Source organism: Larkinella fluvii (assembly GCF_051857545.1).
GTDB lineage: Bacteria > Bacteroidota > Bacteroidia > Cytophagales > Spirosomataceae > Larkinella.
Genome location: NZ_JBPZHB010000001.1, coordinates 953664 through 969938, shown reverse-complemented (window position 1 = coordinate 969938; position 16275 = coordinate 953664). Strand labels below are relative to the sequence as shown.

The following is a 16275-nucleotide window of genomic DNA, read 5'->3' as shown; positions in this document are numbered from 1 at the left end:
GTTTCTACACCAGTCCGTTCCGAATGGCAAAGTTGGCCAGTCCGACAATGCTCTTTACTTTCAGTTTCTGGATCATATTCCGGCGGTGCGTATCCACGGTCGCTTCGCTGATGTTCAGTTTGTCGGCAATTTCGGCGGTGGTAAACTCCTGGGCGATCAGCCGCAGCACTTCAATTTCCCGGGCCGTGAGCTGGCGGATTTGCTCGGGTTGTTTTTCTTCCTGCGAATCGACAAACGTTCGCAATACTTCCTGGCTCATGTAAGGCCGGTCGTCTCGAATCACCTCATAAATGGCTTTCCGAACCAGATCGACGTCCTGGCTTTTAAACAAATACCCGGATACGCCCAGCCGAATGGCGGCATGAATGTCTTTCGAGTCTTCGGACATGCTCAGAATAATAACCCGGGTTCGGGGCGACACGGAGCGTAGCTGCACCACAAATTCCAGCCCGCTGATTCCCCGGCGCATGCGCAAATCGGCCACGACCACATCGACCAGCGGTTCTTTGCCCGTTCCATTTTTAAAAAACTGCAGGGCCTCCTCGCCATTGGTAAACACCTCTTCGATTTCAATTTGCGGGTCGTCACGGAGTAAACTCAGCAGACCGTCGATCACCACTTTATGGTCGTCGAGGAGCAGCACTTTGATTTTGCCTTTCACGATAAGGAGGAATAGTAGACCGTCAAAATTAGTCAAACGAGATGATAACTTCTTGTCATAACCGCAATAGATGGATGAAAAATCAAACCATCTGCGATCATGTTACAGACATTTTTGCTTCAAAGCACAACGGATCTTTACCGGTTTATCGAAACGTACCGTCAACGCAGTCAGGGCATTAGCGTTGACCCAGAATTCCTGAAACACACCACCGTGCGGGTCTTTCAGGATAGCGATCAACCCGGCGAATGGACGGCCGGCTATTTTGTCAACGCCCGCCCACCGCATCGGTATTTTGATGTGCTGCCGGCCGAAATTAAAGCCCAGATACTGGAAGACAGCCAAATTCGGGAGGAAGACGTGGCCGAAATTGGTGCCATCTGGATGGACGTCAAAGCCCTCGGGCGGCTCGGGCGCTGGCAGGTGTATCTGTTCATGCTGGCCGATGCCTACGCCACCAACCAGCCCTTTATCGTCGGCGGAACCGTTCACGCCCAGATCCGGGACTTTCAGATGCAGGTGGTCAAACACCCGCTGTTCGAGGGCGAGGTGGAACTGGCGGGTCAGGTGCAGCGGATTTGGGAATACTACGCCAACCGCGAAGAAATGTGGTTCGACTTCCTCAATTTCACCGTGCCGGAAATGCGCCGGCATGTCTCGCGCGACACCATAAGCCTTCGTCCGGCACCGTACCGCCAAAGTGCCTGATCTGAAAATTTAATTAACTACAAATGGTCAGATGGAGAGATTTTAGTAGTTTTAACTGCTACTTGGACTCCATCTGACCCGTTTGTATGTATGTTTAAATTTCTACAGAAATCTTCCTCCTCTGCTCCTACTGACCCCTGCCTTCACCTTGAAAATAATCCCGATCTGTTTTGCCAGGCCCTGGTTCATGAAGATCCGCGCAACGAAACGGCCTGGATGTGTCTGACGAAACGTTTGTATAAGTTTTTCTTTAACTATGCCCAGAAATTCGGCACCAGTGAAGACGACATTCAGGATTTGATTCAGGATACGCTGGTCCAGTTTATGGACGATATTTATTCCGGAAAGTTTATTTGCCGGGGCTATAAACCCATCAGTTATGTCGGTCGGATCTGTATTAATAAATGGCGGGGGTGGTGGAAAAAACAAAAAAAAGAAATGTCCCTCAGAGTCGATTGGGATTCGCTCTTCCGGGAGTTTGATGACCGGCCCCTAGGGCCCGAACCCGCCACGGATGAGGCTGCCGAAGAAGACGATTGCATGCGGATTGCCGCCCGCAAAGCCTATGAAAAACTAACGCCCGTTCAGCAAAAACTAATGTGGGAGCATTACGTAAACGGAATGAAATTGAAAGATTTTGAACTAATGGAAGAAAAAGCAGATGGGCACGGAAAATTACTCCATCACCGCGCCAAAAAAAGATTCGTCGGACTGTTCAAACAATACCTTTCCGATTGTCAATCATGGAAGAACTGACGGATCAACAGCACGACGATATCGCGGCTTATCTGTCCGACCAGATGACGCCCGGCGAAAAAACCGCCTTTGAAGAACAACTCCGCCAGAATGAAGCCCTGCAACGGGAACTGCAAGTCCAGCAGCGGGTCCGGCGGGGCATGAGGCTCCTGTCTTTCGAGCAGGAAGCCGCGGCCTTCTACGCCAAAGCAAAGGAGGAACTGGCCACGGAAAAAACCGCCCAACCCGCCGAGGTGACCGTCCGCCCGCTCTGGCAACGCCCCGCCGTCTGGCTGGCCGCAGCCACGGTGCTGCTGACCCTTGGGCTGTTCTGGCGACTCTACAAAACCGACGGTTTGGACGGCCCGGAAACGCCGATTGCCCAAAAAGACACTACCGGTTCGCAACCCCAACCCGCCGACACGGTTCGGTCACTGCCCCCACCGCCGACGCCCGCCCCCCCCGCAGATCCGGGTCTGCTGCTGGCCGACGCCCTTTTCAAACCCACGCCCAAAGCCGCCCCGCTGCCCATCGAACCGCCCGATGAAACCGATGCCGCCGGTACGGCCGACTCAGCCGCCGTGGCGCAGGACTCGCTGGCCGTTTGGCAGGGTGCCCGGCTGCTGCAGCAACGGCAACTCCGCGAGGCCATCCCGATTTTGCAGAAAACCGTGTTGGAAGGCTATCCCGGCCACTGGCGGGCCTGCGCAGAGTGGTATCTCAGTCTGGCGTATTTACACAACCGGCAGCGCCGGGAAGCCCGGTCGATCCTGACCCGCATTGCCAGAACGGATGGACACCCGTATCAGGAAGAAGCCCGAAAACTACGCAGCCGTTTAAACGAATAACCCGTTCCCTACCATGAAAAGGTTCCTTTGGCTGATCAGCCTGCTGGCGCTGCCCATTGGTTTCCGATAACCCCTTCTGTCCATGAAACGGCTCACTTTTCTGTTCTGCCTCCTGCTAACCCTCCCCCTCTTTGCTCAGGATGCGTTTAATTACGGACTCATTATGGACGATGACAGCTACCTCCGGATTCCGGCCAAACCGCCGGTTATCCGGAAGTTTGGGCTACAGCAACTCCCGGCGCGGGTATCCTACGAAGCCTATTGCCCCCAACCCCTCGACCAGGGAAAACACGGTACCTGTCTGGCCTTTGCTTTGGGCTACTACCTCCGCACCATCATGGAAGCCCGGCGGCTCAATACCACCAATCGGGTGGAAATCAACAAGCTGGCCTTTTCGCCGACCTATCTCTACGAAGAAGCCAAACTCAGGAACGATCCGTATTGTCAGAATGGATTGCGGATCGATTCAGCGACGAACGTCATTCAGCACAAGGGCATCATCCCGTTCAGCTATTTAGGCTATCCTGCTTGCAGTCAGGCCGATACACGAAAATTCAGAACATTGGCGATGCGCTACCGCGTGGCCGAATCGCAGCGGTTTCTGCGGCTGGACGATCCCGTCAGTGAAAAAGTGTCCAAGCTGAAAAATGTGCTGGCGGAGGGACTTCCGGTGGTAGTCAGCATTCTGATGACGCCCTCTTTCGACCAGTTGAATCAGGAGGTCTGGCAACCCGGTCAGGAGGATCTGACGTTGCTGGCGAACAAACAGAAGCAGTTGCAAACCAAAGGCCAGTCGGGCATGGGCCACGCGCTGTGCATTCTGGGCTACGACGATGAGCAGTTTGGCGGAGCGTTCCGGATCGTCAACAGCCGGGGGCCGGGCTGGGGCAAACAGGGATTCTGCTGGATTCGGTACGCCGATCTGGCGACGTTCACCCGCTACGGTGTGCAACTCTACCCGCCGATGCAGCAACTGGCGACCTACCAGATTGGCGGCTTCAAGGCGGCTGTGCAGTTTGAGCAGAAGGGAATGGGCGAAATGGGGCTTCACATCGACGAAGCCGCTTCGAAAACCGCCGGGATGCTGGTCTACCGCATGAACAAACCCAATGTGTCGGGCGACGAATTCAAGTTTCTGATCAACAACGACCGGCAGGCTTACCTGTTTGCCTTCGGTACCGACGAACGACCCAATTCCGATTTGACCCGGCTTTTTCCGTACAGCGAAAAACGGCCGGACGGGAAGCTGGTGGATTACAGTCCGTTGCTCGGCGCCAACACCACCGTGGCTTACCCACCCACCAACACCATTGAGCTGGATAACAACACCGGGACGGATTATTTTTTGTTGCTGTTCGCAAACCGGCCCGTCGACAGCGGCCGCATGAACCGAACGCTGCGGAGTGCGCAGGGGGGGCGGTTGCTCGACCGGCTTCAGAAAACCCTAAGCGCGGAGAGCCTGATCGATTTCACCAAAATCCGCTATGAACCGAACCGGATCGCATTCCAGGTCGAGGGCCAGGCCACCGGCAGCATCGTGCCGGTGGTGGTGCTCATCGATCACCGCTGAGAAACGATCAATCGGTTTTCAGGTGAATCAGCGGGTTAGATTTGCATTCGGCATGGGCCGGTAGAATTCAGCAGGAAACCGTTTTCCATACAATTCGTGCGGCAACATATCCAGAACGACGTGGAGATGATCCGCCGTAGCCTTGTCGACGGAAATGTAGTAGCCAAAATCAAAAGTTCCTTGTCTGGGGGTATGGTTGTCCAGCGTATGGGCATTATCCTCGAAGTAGGCACACTGACAGCCCCGGTACTTTCCTGTTCCCCGAAACGTATCGGGATGGTGGTACGACGATCCCGTTAGTTCTTGCTTCCATTCAACGGTTTCTGATTCAGCCGGCATTTTGACCGGGCAGTAGTTAAAGGCATTCCGGTTGTAATGGATGTTCTTTTTTAAGGCATAAATGGTGATTAAGAACGAGCCCGTGTTGTTATCCGGATCGGTGTCGTTCAGATCGAACGTTAATGGTCCGGTAGCAGGCGACAAAAAATAAGCGCCCGGAATGTAACTTATTCCGCGCGTATGAACCATCCGCTGGGTATCGACCAGCCACTGAATGCCCGCATTAGCCCTGGGATTGGCCCAACCGTCGACAATCCGGAACATTTCTTCACAAGGCATAGCCCAATCACCAATCCGGCACACCAGCGCACCGTGGTAGTAGTCCTTATATTTGTTAAACCGGAGTGCCGCCAGCGTCGGTTTTCCGGTCGCGTCGGCAGCCCCCGTGAACGGCCCCAGATCCACATCGCCGGAGACTTCGATGTAGACGTATTCGTCTTTTTCCACCACAAAACTGGTCGTCAGGGGCTTTTTCGAGTTTCCAGTATAGATGTAGCTCGTATGGCGGACAAACCCGGCAGGCAATTGCGCCCAGACCGTAGTCGGCAACGTCAGAATCAGTAATGCATAGAGAATCGATTTCATGGGTGTCAGAGATTTATACATCCATCGATGTCCTAAGACCATGAAAGGTTATCTGCTCGCTTTACAATCATCGTAATTTGGGTGCTTTGGGGGCATTGGCACATTCTGATTGCCTTTCGACAGGGACAGAAGTTTGCGATTTGAGCATTCCATTATGATATATTTCAATTTGACATCTTCCACCACGCTTTACCACGTGTGGAACATCCGGCTCGAAACAGGTTATGCTATTGTCTCGTGCAGGCACCAAATTATACCCTCCTTTGCCGTCGGTTACTTTATTATGTAATGTTTTACCCCTGCAATCAGTACCTATAATTTTTCCGGCAGCCGGAAAGACGACAACCGGTCCACAACTGCCAATCTTTTTGCCTTTATCGTACCCTCCTTTTCCATCGCAGACAACTTGATACCTGACCTCATTTACACACGTATCCCTTCCCGCAACAACGTCCCCCCGTTGACACACTTCTTTCTTCTTTACCGGAGCAGGAGAAGGAGACTTTCGGAACCAAAACCAATACACAAGTCCCGCAATCAGGAGCAGCAGGGCTGCCAGAATAGCCCACCGGTATTTACGATACCAAGGTCGCAAATCCGGATCTTTTTTAGTGGTTTCTTCAACGCGCGGTCTTGGCGGAGGAGGTGGTGGTGGCACCAGCTTCAACTGGCTTTTGCAAAGCGAACAGTAGTGATCGTCAAAGCTGCTCAGAATTTCATTTTTGAAATCCGAAGGCTGCAAATATTCCGGCATCGACTTATACGGGCAATCCGTTCGTTTTCCACAGCCTTCCGGTACGGGCAAATAATAGGGGTTATATTTCTGAGGTGGGGTAGACGGTGGCTGCATAGAAATATTTTCGGAATAAGATGATAACCTTCGTAGATAAGCGGCATAAATTAGCAAATCCCAGGAGCCGACGCGTCAATATTACACAATATGTCTAAAAGGTTGATGATCCATTTGTAAAATCATGAATCCCCTTAGAAAGAATCATGGAATATGGTATTGCGAATGAAGATGTAACCACCCAATTTTAGCAGTTTTAAAAATTGATTTACCCCGGCTGATTATCCCTGATAAATTCCATCCTTTTCCAAGAACGTTGACTTAAAACGGAATCCATTTATGCCACAAGTTATCTGGGAGCAACCAACCCAAAACCCAAAAAAAGTAACCCTAACCTTTCCGCCCGTAAACCAGCAATTTGATTTGGTTCAGGAAGAAATTATCAACCAATTGGCCGGCAGTGCCAGCAAATCCGTCCGAATCCACCTGGACGGTTCTCCGTACGAGGCCGATTTCACCAACCTGCAATCCGTTCCGCAAAAAGTGGGCATTCCGTTGAAAAAACCGGGTAGTGCGGCTCCGCTCATCAGTGGCGATGTCTGCACCATCGAGCAGAACGGCCAGTGGCTCAGCCTCGACGGCTGGCAGCCCAATCAGCAATACATCCGGCTGAAACGCCTAAACGGAACGCCCCCTCCTCCCCCACCCGACTACAAAAAATGTAACAACTGCCATACCCCGAACCGGCTGGATGCGGTCGTCTGCCGCCAGTGTGCCGGTACAACCTTCGAGATCATTTACAAAACCGTTTAACCGGTCTTTTTCCTACCACTCATGAACATGGTTTCCCTGATCGCCAACTCCGGCATCCAGTTTATAGATATCCCCCTGAACCTCGGTGATACGAGCGCGGCCCCCAAACTGCGGTTTGAGTATGCCGAACAGGAAGACCCCGACAACGACCGGGTGTATCTGATCATCCCGTATATGCTCGAAAACGGAAAGTACATCAGTCGTCTGGACATCAACGCCGAAGCCTTCCGCCCCGACCGCTCCATCGACGAAAGCAAAATCAGGCCCGAAAACCTGAACTACATCCGGGAAGATCACCTGATCAATCTTCAAGGTCGCTATGCGCTCGATGTTCTGGAGGGCGTCTGGCTCCCCCTGCCCTATTTCCGCACCGATCACTACGACGCCGGTAAACTGATGCCCGGTCCGCAGTCCTGGGCGCGCATGTACCTCGGCCGGATCAGCTCGCAGGAAAAAGCCGAGGGCAGCCCGTATACCCACAAACTGGTGCTGGCCTTCGATACGCACTGCGACGACAAGTATGACCCGCGGCTTAACCACACGTATTACGTCGTGCCGGATTCCAGCGATCCGGAAGGCGGCAACACCCGCTTCAAGTGTGCTACCCACGAAGACACCAACGGTTTTTTTCTGTCGCAGAAGCGCGTCAACGACTGGCTGGAAGAAGTGATCACGAAGCGCAAAAGCCGGATTCCGCGCCAGCTTACCAGCGAACCCCACCACCTGCTGCACCTGGGTCTGTATATGACGCTCCTGAAAATGATCGAGCAGACCAATAGCTGGCCCGTCGTAACGCTGCAACAGGACGCCCTGGGCCGGAGCATCGACGTCAACCTGGTGCTCGACGTCGGCAATTCGCGCACCTGCGGACTGGTTTTGGAGAGCAGTGCCCGCGAGCGCGATGCCGAACTCGCCCTGACGGACGCTAAACGCCTGAAAATCCGGGAACTCCGCAATCCGACCCACACCAGCAACAAACCGTTCGAGATGAAGCTGGCGTTTATGGAAGCGTCTTTTGGCAAAAAAGAAGGGCTGACCGACGACTTCCTGTTCCGCTGGCCCAGCATGGTTCGGGTAGGAACGGAAGCCACGCGATACGGGGTCATTTTCGGCGACAACCAGGCCGTCAACGACCAGTATGAAATGACCTTTTCCAGCCCCAAACGGTATTTGTGGGACGCCAAAAAGCGCGAAAAACCCTGGGGTTATTTTTCCGAACACACCGAGCTGATGCAGAATTCGGCGTCGAGCCTTCCCCTCGCCAACCTCTTTACGAGCGACGGTATGCTGGTCGATAAGGCCAACAAACTGGCCAGCGCAAACGGCCCGGGACTGATCTACCGAAGTGGCCAGAATCCGCTCTACGCCCGCAGCGCGCTGATGACCTTTGCGCTGACCGAAATCCTGCTCCAGACGCTGAGTTACATCAACAGCTACGAGTTCCGCAACGAACGGGGCGAAGCGGGGGTGCCCCGGCGGTTGCGCCGGATCGTGCTGACCTGCCCGACGGCCATGCCAAAAACCGAACGGGTCAAGCTGCGCGAGTGTGCCGCCGACGCCCTTCAGGCCCTTCGTGACTACTACGGGGACAAGTATAAACTGATTTCGCCCGACCTCGAAATCATTCCCGACTACAGCAAACTGGCTGAAAATGATCCGGTTGAAAGCCGCATTCCGAAAAACCTGAAAGACCTGCGGGAAAACCACGACCCCGTTCGGCTGCGCACCTCCTGGGGCTACGATGAAGCCACCTGCAGCCAGTTGGTCTTTATGTACAACGAGATCGTTCACCGGTTTGGGCCGGAAAATGCCCCCCGGTTTTTTGAGACCATGGGCCGTCGGCGCACCGACGACCTCGACCCATCCCGCAAATCGCTGATGATTGCCAGCGTCGACATTGGCGGGGGAACGACCGACCTGATGATTGGTCACTATGAATATGAACCGGGCGCGGTCACCAGCCTCTACCAGAACCCGGTTTTCTGGGAAGGATTCAACCTGGCCGGCGACCACATCATCAAGAAACTCATTGAAGAGTGTGTGTTGCCGCAAATCGCCCGCGAAGCCCGCCGACTGGGTTGTGGCCGCGCGGGGCAGGTTTTGTATTCGCTCTTCGGCCCGTTCCAGAGCACCGATACCGACCACAAACGCACGCTCAAGAAACATTTTGCCAACCAGGTGGCTACGGTTATTGCGCAGGGCATGCTGGGACAGATTACTGCCCATCCCGATCAAACCCGTCAGGTGGCTTTCGATGAGTTTTTTCAGGAACACGAAGCCCCGATTCCAAGCGTGTTGCAGTATGTAAACGAAGGGTTCCGGCGCGAAGGGGCCACCGGTTTCGACATCCGGCTGATGAGCTGGGAAGTGTCGCCGGAGGAAATCAACCAGAAAGCCATCCGCAACGTCATCGGAACCATGCTCCGCGATTTGTGCGGCATCATTTCCCAGTACCAGTGCGATTACGTCCTGCTGTCGGGCCGCCCCTCGACGTTGCCGGTGGTGCTGGATCTCTTTCTGGAAAACATGCCGGTTTCGCCCGACCGGATTGTGCCGATGAACCGCATCCGGGTCGCCACCAGCGAAAAATTCTGGTATCCCTTCAGCGATCCGCACGAATACACCATCAAGGATCCCAAAACCTGCGTTTCGGTCGGGGCCGCCATCGCCCTGCTGTCGGAACTGGGCCATCTGAACGGTTTCCGGCTCGACACACGTCTGCTGGCAGCCCGCATGACCTCCACCGCCGACTACATTGGGTTGCTGACGGACGGCCAGCCGCCCCGCATCAAAAACGAGCATGTGCTGGCCGTTCCCGATGATTCACCCATCGAATCCATCGACGAAATCGAGCTGACCGGTGCCAAAGATACGTTCCTGGGGATGCGCCAAATGGCGAGTGATCAGTGGATTGCCACGCCTTTGTACAAAATCGAGTTCGACAGCGAACGGGCCAGAACGCTGCTCATGCCCAAACTGCCGCTCAAAGTCCGGATTGGTCGCCCGAACCTGCGCGACAAGGAAGGGTTGATCCTGCGCAACAACCTGACGGTGATGGACCCGCAAACGGGCCGCGACATTCCGGCGCTGAAGCTGACGGTTTGCACACTGACCGATCCGCACGGCTACTGGCTCGATACCGGAAATTTCTACCTGGACCCTTATCTGAACTGACAATCAGGCTGTTTTTCCATGATTTGATTGGCTCTTTCAATCCGTATGCACGCTCAATCCGACTTTACGCCACCCGATCCATTGCCCACTCCGCTTGATTCGTTCGTCAATCACCTCCGCGACCTGCTGGGTCCGGAGGTGATTGCGCGTCTGCGGCAAAACCCCAATCTGGCCCTTCCCTACGCCGATGAAGACAGCACTGACGGTGACTGGCTCCGCCGGGGGTTGCAAACCATTCTGTCGTCCGACGATCTGGAAACCGTGGGTAGCCGGGCCAGGGATTTACCGCTCACGATCAGCCGACCGTTGCAGCAGCAGATCGAGAATTTGCGCTGGGAGCAACTGGAACAGCAGCAGGCACTGACGCTGGCCCTGGAGCAGAAGCAAACCGCCGAAACCGGTCGCGAGCAGGCCGAAATCGAGGTGTTTCGACTCCGGAAAGAGCGGGCGGCCATGCTACCAGCGGCTGAGTTTGTGCGGTTATTTTTCAGTACTCCCGCCGAAGCCGGCATCCGGAACCTGCTCATCGAAGCCACGGAGTCGCCCACGCCCGACCTCAACAGCTTCCTGGCGGCTTTTGTGGGCGGATGGACGGCCTTGCGGGCGTTGGAAACGAGCCCGAACGAATCGCCACAGGATGCGGTTCGGCAATACCACCAGGCGCTGACCGATTTGCTGAGTGCCTTAACGGGCCTGTATATTCCCCAGCGTCGCGCCCTGCTGGACAAGGTGGCCCAATGGGCGTCGAACCACTTTGAGGATTTCGTTTTTGTGTCGCCCGAAGAAACCCGGCAGGTAGACCCGGCCCTTCACAACGTGCAGGGTCTGGGAGGAAATACCGTCCGCGAAGGCCGGTCGTTTGCCGTCATTCGGCGGCAATCACGAACCGTGGTGATTTACGCAGACATCGTTACCGAATAAAGATTTTTGATAACCTGAACGGGTGTTCAGGCATAAATATTCGAAAACATCCCGAAACCCATTCACTATGTTTCCTACTCTATCTCAGGAAAGTCTGCAATTACAGGAGAGCATTCGGCGCGGCACCGAATGGCTGAGTTTATACGAAGAACCCGAAAAACGGTTGAGTACGCTCGATGAACTGGGCAAGCTGCGCCGACGCGCCAAACGGCTCGAACAGGCGGCCAAAATGCGTCCGGCACTCGCCCTGTTTGGCATCAGTCAGGTTGGAAAATCGTACCTGGTTTCCAATCTGGCCCGCATTCCCGGCCACAATCTGTTGCAGATCGAATCGGCAGGAATACCAGCCGAAACCGTCCGGCAAATTACAGGACACGATGGCCCGATCAGCTTCATCGACGACATCAACCCCGTGGGGGGCGGCACCGAGGCCACTGGCGTGGTGACGCGTTTTACGACCTACCACCAGAACAACGAGGGCGGTTATTTGCTGCGGCTGCTGAATCAGTCGGACATCGTGAAAACCATGGCCATTGGGTATCAGTACAACATCATCAATTCGAAATACCCCGAAAAGCTCACGTTCGAGCAACTGGATCAACTGCAAAACCGCCTGGAACGGCAACGACAGGCCACGATTCAGCCGGGCATGACGGAAGACGACATCCTGGATTTGCGGGATTATCTATCGAAATATTTTCAGGGCATGGACCTCATCGGCACCTTGCGCCGATACAATTACTGGGAGAAAGTGGCCGCGATTGCGCCCTATGTACGGCCCGGCGACCGCTGGGCCATTTTCGCCCCGCTCTGGCACGAAGACGAGTTCATGACCAACTTGTTCAACAAACTGAGTCAGGGGCTGATCGAACTGGGATTTGAGTCGGAAGTATGGGTTGGTCTGGAAGCCGTAGCGCCCCAGAAGCAGACGATTGTCGACGTCATGCGGCTGTATGAAATGAACCAGGCCGACAGTCAGCTCAACACCGTAACGGTGGTCACCCGCGACAAAAAGCGGATTCCGCTCACCCGGAGCATTCTGACCGGGCTGACCTCCGAGCTGGTGTTGCCCCTGCCCAAAGCCCTCGAAAATCACCCCAGCCGCCGGTTTCTGCAACACGCCGACATCCTCGATTTTCCGGGTGCGCGGAGCATGGAAGGCTCACCGGAAAACGTTTTTCAGCAGGAAACCGACGTTTCCAAGAAAATGGACCCGTTTCTGCGCGGAAAAGTCTTTTACCTCTTCAATGCCTACAACGATTCGTTCGGGATCAGCAGCCTGCTTTTCTGCATGCACAACATGCAGTCGGAGGTGAAAGGCACGCTCAACATCAACAGCATGATCAGCCAGTGGATTGGCATGAATGTGGGCCGCTCGGCGGAGGAGCGCGAAAAACGCGAACGCGTGCTGAACAACCTGGTACCGCTGGATGCCCGCGCTGGCGTCGACCGGATCAATCCGTTCTTTCTGGTGCTGACCAAGATCAACGTCGAGATCGACGAATGCGACCCCACCCGGACCGGCCGCACGGACCTCTATGACCACATCTGGGAAAAACGGCTGGAGCGGTTTTTCGACAAGGAATTCGACAAGGTTTCGACCGACAAATGGACGCGAAGCTGGAACGGCCCGAACGACAGTTTCAAAAACACGTTCATGATTCGCGACCCCCGGTATTGCAAAGTCTCCTACCAGATCACCGACGGCGTCGAAACCTACAACGAACGCTACACCCCGGCCTTTGCCGACATGGAACGCTCGTTTGTAAACAATGAACACACCAATCGGCACTTTCACGATCCGATGACGGCCTGGTATGAAGCCACGCAGCCGGGCCGGAACGGAATTGATTACCTGCTGAAATACCTGTTACCGGCCTGTCATCCGGCCATCAAACAGGAACAAATCCGGGAAGCCCTGAATCGGGTGCGGCAGGAAGTGGGGGAAGCTTTGTGCCACCATTACGAGGGCGGATCGGTGGAAGAGAAACTCATCCGCGCCCGCGAACGCCGGGATCAGCTTCGCAAACCGGTCGGACGGTTGATCAAAGAGAAAAAGTTTGGCCGCTTCCTGGCGTCCTTCACCGTCGCCGAGCAATTTGTAAACGGCAAAGAAAACAGCCTGTGGGACCGCGAGCTGGTTCGCCAGGTGATGAGCCAACCCGATCTGTTTCTGAAACAGGCCGAATCGACCAGCGCAGTCACCAATGCTTCGGCAGACTCCGCCGACCTTGGTATTTTTGTGGATGGTATTCTGAATGTAGGATCCGTTAGTGAGGAACCCGCTCCCAAACCAGCACCGGGCTCGGTTTTGGCCACCCGATATGCCGAAAGTCTACTGGGGCAATGGGTAACGCAGCTCAAGCAACTGCGCAGCGACCGGCAGTTTCAGGGGCAGTTTGGTCTGGCCGAAAACGAGGTAACGATTCTGGTCGATGAAATGGAGCGGAGCATGGAACGCGACAGCCTGAAAGTCCGGGTTGCCGAAGACGTTAGCCCCTACATTCACCAATCCGATAACCTGGAAGTGGTTCTGACGCTGGGCCGGGCCGCCATCAACGACTTCGTCAATACGCTGGGCTGGTCGCGGGTGAGTGCCGACGACAAGCTCAGCAACAAGGCCGTCTACCAGTCGGCGCCCAACGTGGTGGCTCCCATTTACGGCAATCCGTTGGCCGACGTGCCGGCGAAAAACCAGTTGACAACCACGGTGGACGATCCGTCGCGGGTCTTCTACAGCCAGTGGTTCAACGGTTTCGACAAGTCGTTTGAATACAACGTTTTGCGCGAAGCCAACCTCACCGACCCCGAAAAAGCCCGGGTGAATGGCCTGCTCGACACAATCATTAAAGACCTTGGTTATCAGTGCCAGTAATCGGTTAGCCCGTTATTCTCATGCCCGCCCACTACCCCATCTTCAGTACGTCGCTCTCCGCTTACCGGCCGGTTATCTGGTTAGCGCAACCGGTTTACACGCGCTACAACCAGCTTCGGGATCTGCTCCGCAACCGCCTGGGCGAAAGCTACGCGCAGCTTCTGGCCGAGCCGCTCATTCCACCGCCCTACGAACAGACGCGCACCGAAGCCCGCTGGTTTTCCGATAGTTTTCGGCAGGGAACGCCCTTACCCAACCTCATTCCCCCGGATCGCGCCCGCGTCAGCCAGTTGCTGGATGCCCAGCTCTCCGCCATCCGCCAACTGGCCGATGAACTCGAACGGACTTCGCAGACGGAAAACCAGCAACTGGGCACCCTGCTGCGGCTCGCCATCGAAATACCGGGGCCGGAATGCGTGCTGACCAACGGCGATCAGGCGGTTTTGGTGCTGTGGGGATTTGAATCCGATCGCAGCCGCCAGGAACGGTTTCGGGTCAATCAGTACCTCAAACACCAGATTCCCGAACCGCCAGCCGTGCCGCCGGGCGTGCCGCTGGCAACGTCCACGAATCCGGTGCCGCCCTCCAATCCGACCCCGCCCCCGGTTTCGGTTCAGTCAGTGGCGGACACCGTGAAAACCCGGCGGTGGTGGTGGGACTGGCGGTGGCCGCGCTGGTTCTGGTGGCGCCGACAAACCGATGGTCCGGTGGGTTGTGGGTGCATCGGCTGGCTGCTGGGGCTGCTCCTGTTGTTGCTCCTGCTGGGGTTGTTATACTGGTTCTGGCCCGCGCAGTGGGGTCGGCCCGTTGGGGTGGGCGTACCGGGCGTCGAAACCGGGGCGGGCGAGATGCCCGAGTCGGGACGAACCCTCAGCCCCCACTTGCCGGATCGCCCGCAGGGGATTGTCGCGCCCGTCGACTCGGCCCAGATTATTACCAACCCGAAAGACTCCCTGCAACGCCCGATCATTGGCAACCGGTTGAACGTCTTTTTGAAAAAGGAGGTCAATCTGGTCGCGTTTGTCAACAAAGTGAAAGCCAGTTATACCGACAACGAATTGCAGATCGTGGCCTTCGATACCACCCTGAACGCCCTGCAAGTCCAGATTCCGACCGATCAGCGGGATGTCTGGCGCGACCGGCTACAGAAAATGCCGGAAGTGTACCTGGTTTTCGACGAAAGTCTGTTCCAGTCGAGCAGCCTCCCCAACGATCCGGATCTGGCGAACCGGACAAAAAACTGGTATTTCGAAGCCATTGGTGCTTTTGAAGCCTGGAACATCACCCGTGGCTCCGATCAGGTGACGGTGGCCGTGCTGGATGGCGGTTTCGATACAGGCCACCCCGAGCTCCAGAACCAGATCGTGCAAGCCCGCAACATGACCGCCGAGTCGGGAAAGATCAACACCGACAGCCCCATGGGTGGCCGACACGGAACGCACGTCGCAGCCACAGTAGCCGGGCGGGCGGGCAATGCCGCGGGCACTTCCGGGATTGCCCCCAACTGCCGGGTCATGGCCGTTCAGGTAGGTACCGACAAACCGAGTACGCTAGCGATTGTTTTTGGCCTTCAATATGCCATTAAAAATGGTGCCCGCGTCATCAGTTTATCGCTGGGCCGCAGCATTCCGGCTGCCGCAGCGGCCAAACTGGCGGCTATGCCCGAAGCCCGGCAAAACGCCCTGCTGACGAGTTACCAGCAAAGCCCGGCCTACCAAACCGAACGTCAGTTGTTCGAAACCCTTTTCGGCGAGGCTTCGCGCAATGGCGTCGTCATCGTGAAAGCAACCGGCAACGAAAATATTCCGGCCGGTTTCGATCCAATGAACGATACGCCGTACACGATCAATGTGTCGGCGGATGGCCCACCCAATCAGGCAGGCAAGGTCGAACGCGCATCGTTCAGCAATTACGGCCCGCTGTCGACCGTGTCGGCACCCGGGGTGCAGATTTACAACGCGGTGCCGGGTGGAGGCTACGACTACATGAGCGGCACGAGCATGGCCACCCCGATTGTGGCCGGTGGCGTGGCGCTCATGTGTTCCCTGCGTCCGGACCTGAGCCCCGATCGAATCCGGGCTATTCTGGTAAAAACCGGCAATCCGCACCTGGGCGGGAGCGGCAAACACATCGGACCGCTCATTCAGTTACACAAAGCCCTGGAAGCCTGTCGGCTGGAACCGAAGGATGCCTGTGCCGCGACGCTCGACAGTCTGAAACGGGAAATTGCCAAACTCAAACGCCAGCCCTAACGCC

12 protein-coding genes are annotated in these 16275 nt (G+C 55.8%); 9 read left to right on the top strand and 3 right to left on the bottom strand.

Going from position 1 to position 16275, the window contains the following annotated elements; translation table 11 throughout:
* Positions 1-4: 4 nt before the first annotated feature.
* Positions 5-661 (bottom strand): LuxR C-terminal-related transcriptional regulator, encoded by a 657-nt coding sequence (locus tag ACS5NO_RS03820; protein WP_439413914.1) that lies wholly within the window; start codon positions 659-661, stop codon positions 5-7.
* Between the two features lie 99 nt (positions 662-760).
* On the opposite strand from ACS5NO_RS03820, the gene ACS5NO_RS03815 reads away from it, so the two are divergent.
* From ACS5NO_RS03815 to ACS5NO_RS03800, 4 genes are all read left to right on the top strand, one after another.
* Positions 761-1369, top strand: coding sequence for a hypothetical protein (locus tag ACS5NO_RS03815; RefSeq protein ID WP_439413913.1), 609 nt, complete (start codon positions 761-763; stop codon positions 1367-1369).
* 90 nt (positions 1370-1459) lie between these two features.
* Positions 1460-2125 (top strand): RNA polymerase sigma factor, encoded by a 666-nt coding sequence (locus ACS5NO_RS03810; RefSeq protein ID WP_439413912.1) that lies wholly within the window; start codon positions 1460-1462, stop codon positions 2123-2125.
* Positions 2113-2952 carry a tetratricopeptide repeat protein gene (locus tag ACS5NO_RS03805; protein ID WP_439413911.1) on the top strand — a complete coding sequence of 280 codons (840 nt, stop codon included), beginning with the start codon at positions 2113-2115 and terminating at the stop codon, positions 2950-2952. Before ACS5NO_RS03810 ends, ACS5NO_RS03805 begins: the two co-directional genes overlap by 13 nt.
* A gap of 82 nt (positions 2953-3034) precedes the next feature.
* On the top strand, positions 3035-4522 hold the full coding sequence (locus ACS5NO_RS03800) for a C1 family peptidase (RefSeq protein ID WP_439413910.1): 1488 nt from the start codon (positions 3035-3037) through the stop codon (positions 4520-4522).
* A 27-nt stretch (positions 4523-4549) separates the two neighbouring features.
* Here ACS5NO_RS03800 and ACS5NO_RS03795 read toward each other — a convergent pair whose 3' ends face one another.
* Positions 4550-5446: a hypothetical protein gene (locus tag ACS5NO_RS03795; RefSeq protein ID WP_439413909.1), complete on the bottom strand. Its 897-nt coding sequence runs from the start codon at positions 5444-5446 to the stop codon at positions 4550-4552.
* 67 nt (positions 5447-5513) lie between these two features.
* A complete protein-coding gene (locus ACS5NO_RS03790) occupies positions 5514-6296 on the bottom strand; it encodes a hypothetical protein (protein ID WP_439413908.1) in 783 nt (260 codons plus the stop codon).
* A gap of 279 nt (positions 6297-6575) precedes the next feature.
* Between ACS5NO_RS03790 and ACS5NO_RS03785 the strand changes: the two genes are divergently transcribed.
* From ACS5NO_RS03785 to ACS5NO_RS03765, 5 genes are all read left to right on the top strand, one after another.
* The gene (locus ACS5NO_RS03785; RefSeq protein ID WP_150879443.1) at positions 6576-7049 is read left to right on the top strand and encodes a hypothetical protein; all 474 of its coding nucleotides are present in this window, start codon (positions 6576-6578) and stop codon (positions 7047-7049) included.
* 21 nt (positions 7050-7070) lie between these two features.
* Positions 7071-10223 carry a virulence factor SrfB gene (locus tag ACS5NO_RS03780; RefSeq protein WP_439413907.1) on the top strand — a complete coding sequence of 1051 codons (3153 nt, stop codon included), beginning with the start codon at positions 7071-7073 and terminating at the stop codon, positions 10221-10223.
* 45 nt (positions 10224-10268) lie between these two features.
* On the top strand, positions 10269-11144 hold the full coding sequence (locus ACS5NO_RS03775; protein ID WP_439413906.1) for a hypothetical protein: 876 nt from the start codon (positions 10269-10271) through the stop codon (positions 11142-11144).
* Between the two features lie 67 nt (positions 11145-11211).
* Positions 11212-14019 (top strand): virulence factor SrfC family protein, encoded by a 2808-nt coding sequence (locus ACS5NO_RS03770; protein WP_439413905.1) that lies wholly within the window; start codon positions 11212-11214, stop codon positions 14017-14019.
* A 20-nt stretch (positions 14020-14039) separates the two neighbouring features.
* Positions 14040-16271, top strand: a complete 2232-nt coding sequence (locus tag ACS5NO_RS03765) for a S8 family peptidase (protein WP_439413904.1) — start codon at positions 14040-14042, stop codon at positions 16269-16271.
* The last annotated feature ends 4 nt before the right edge of the window (positions 16272-16275 follow it).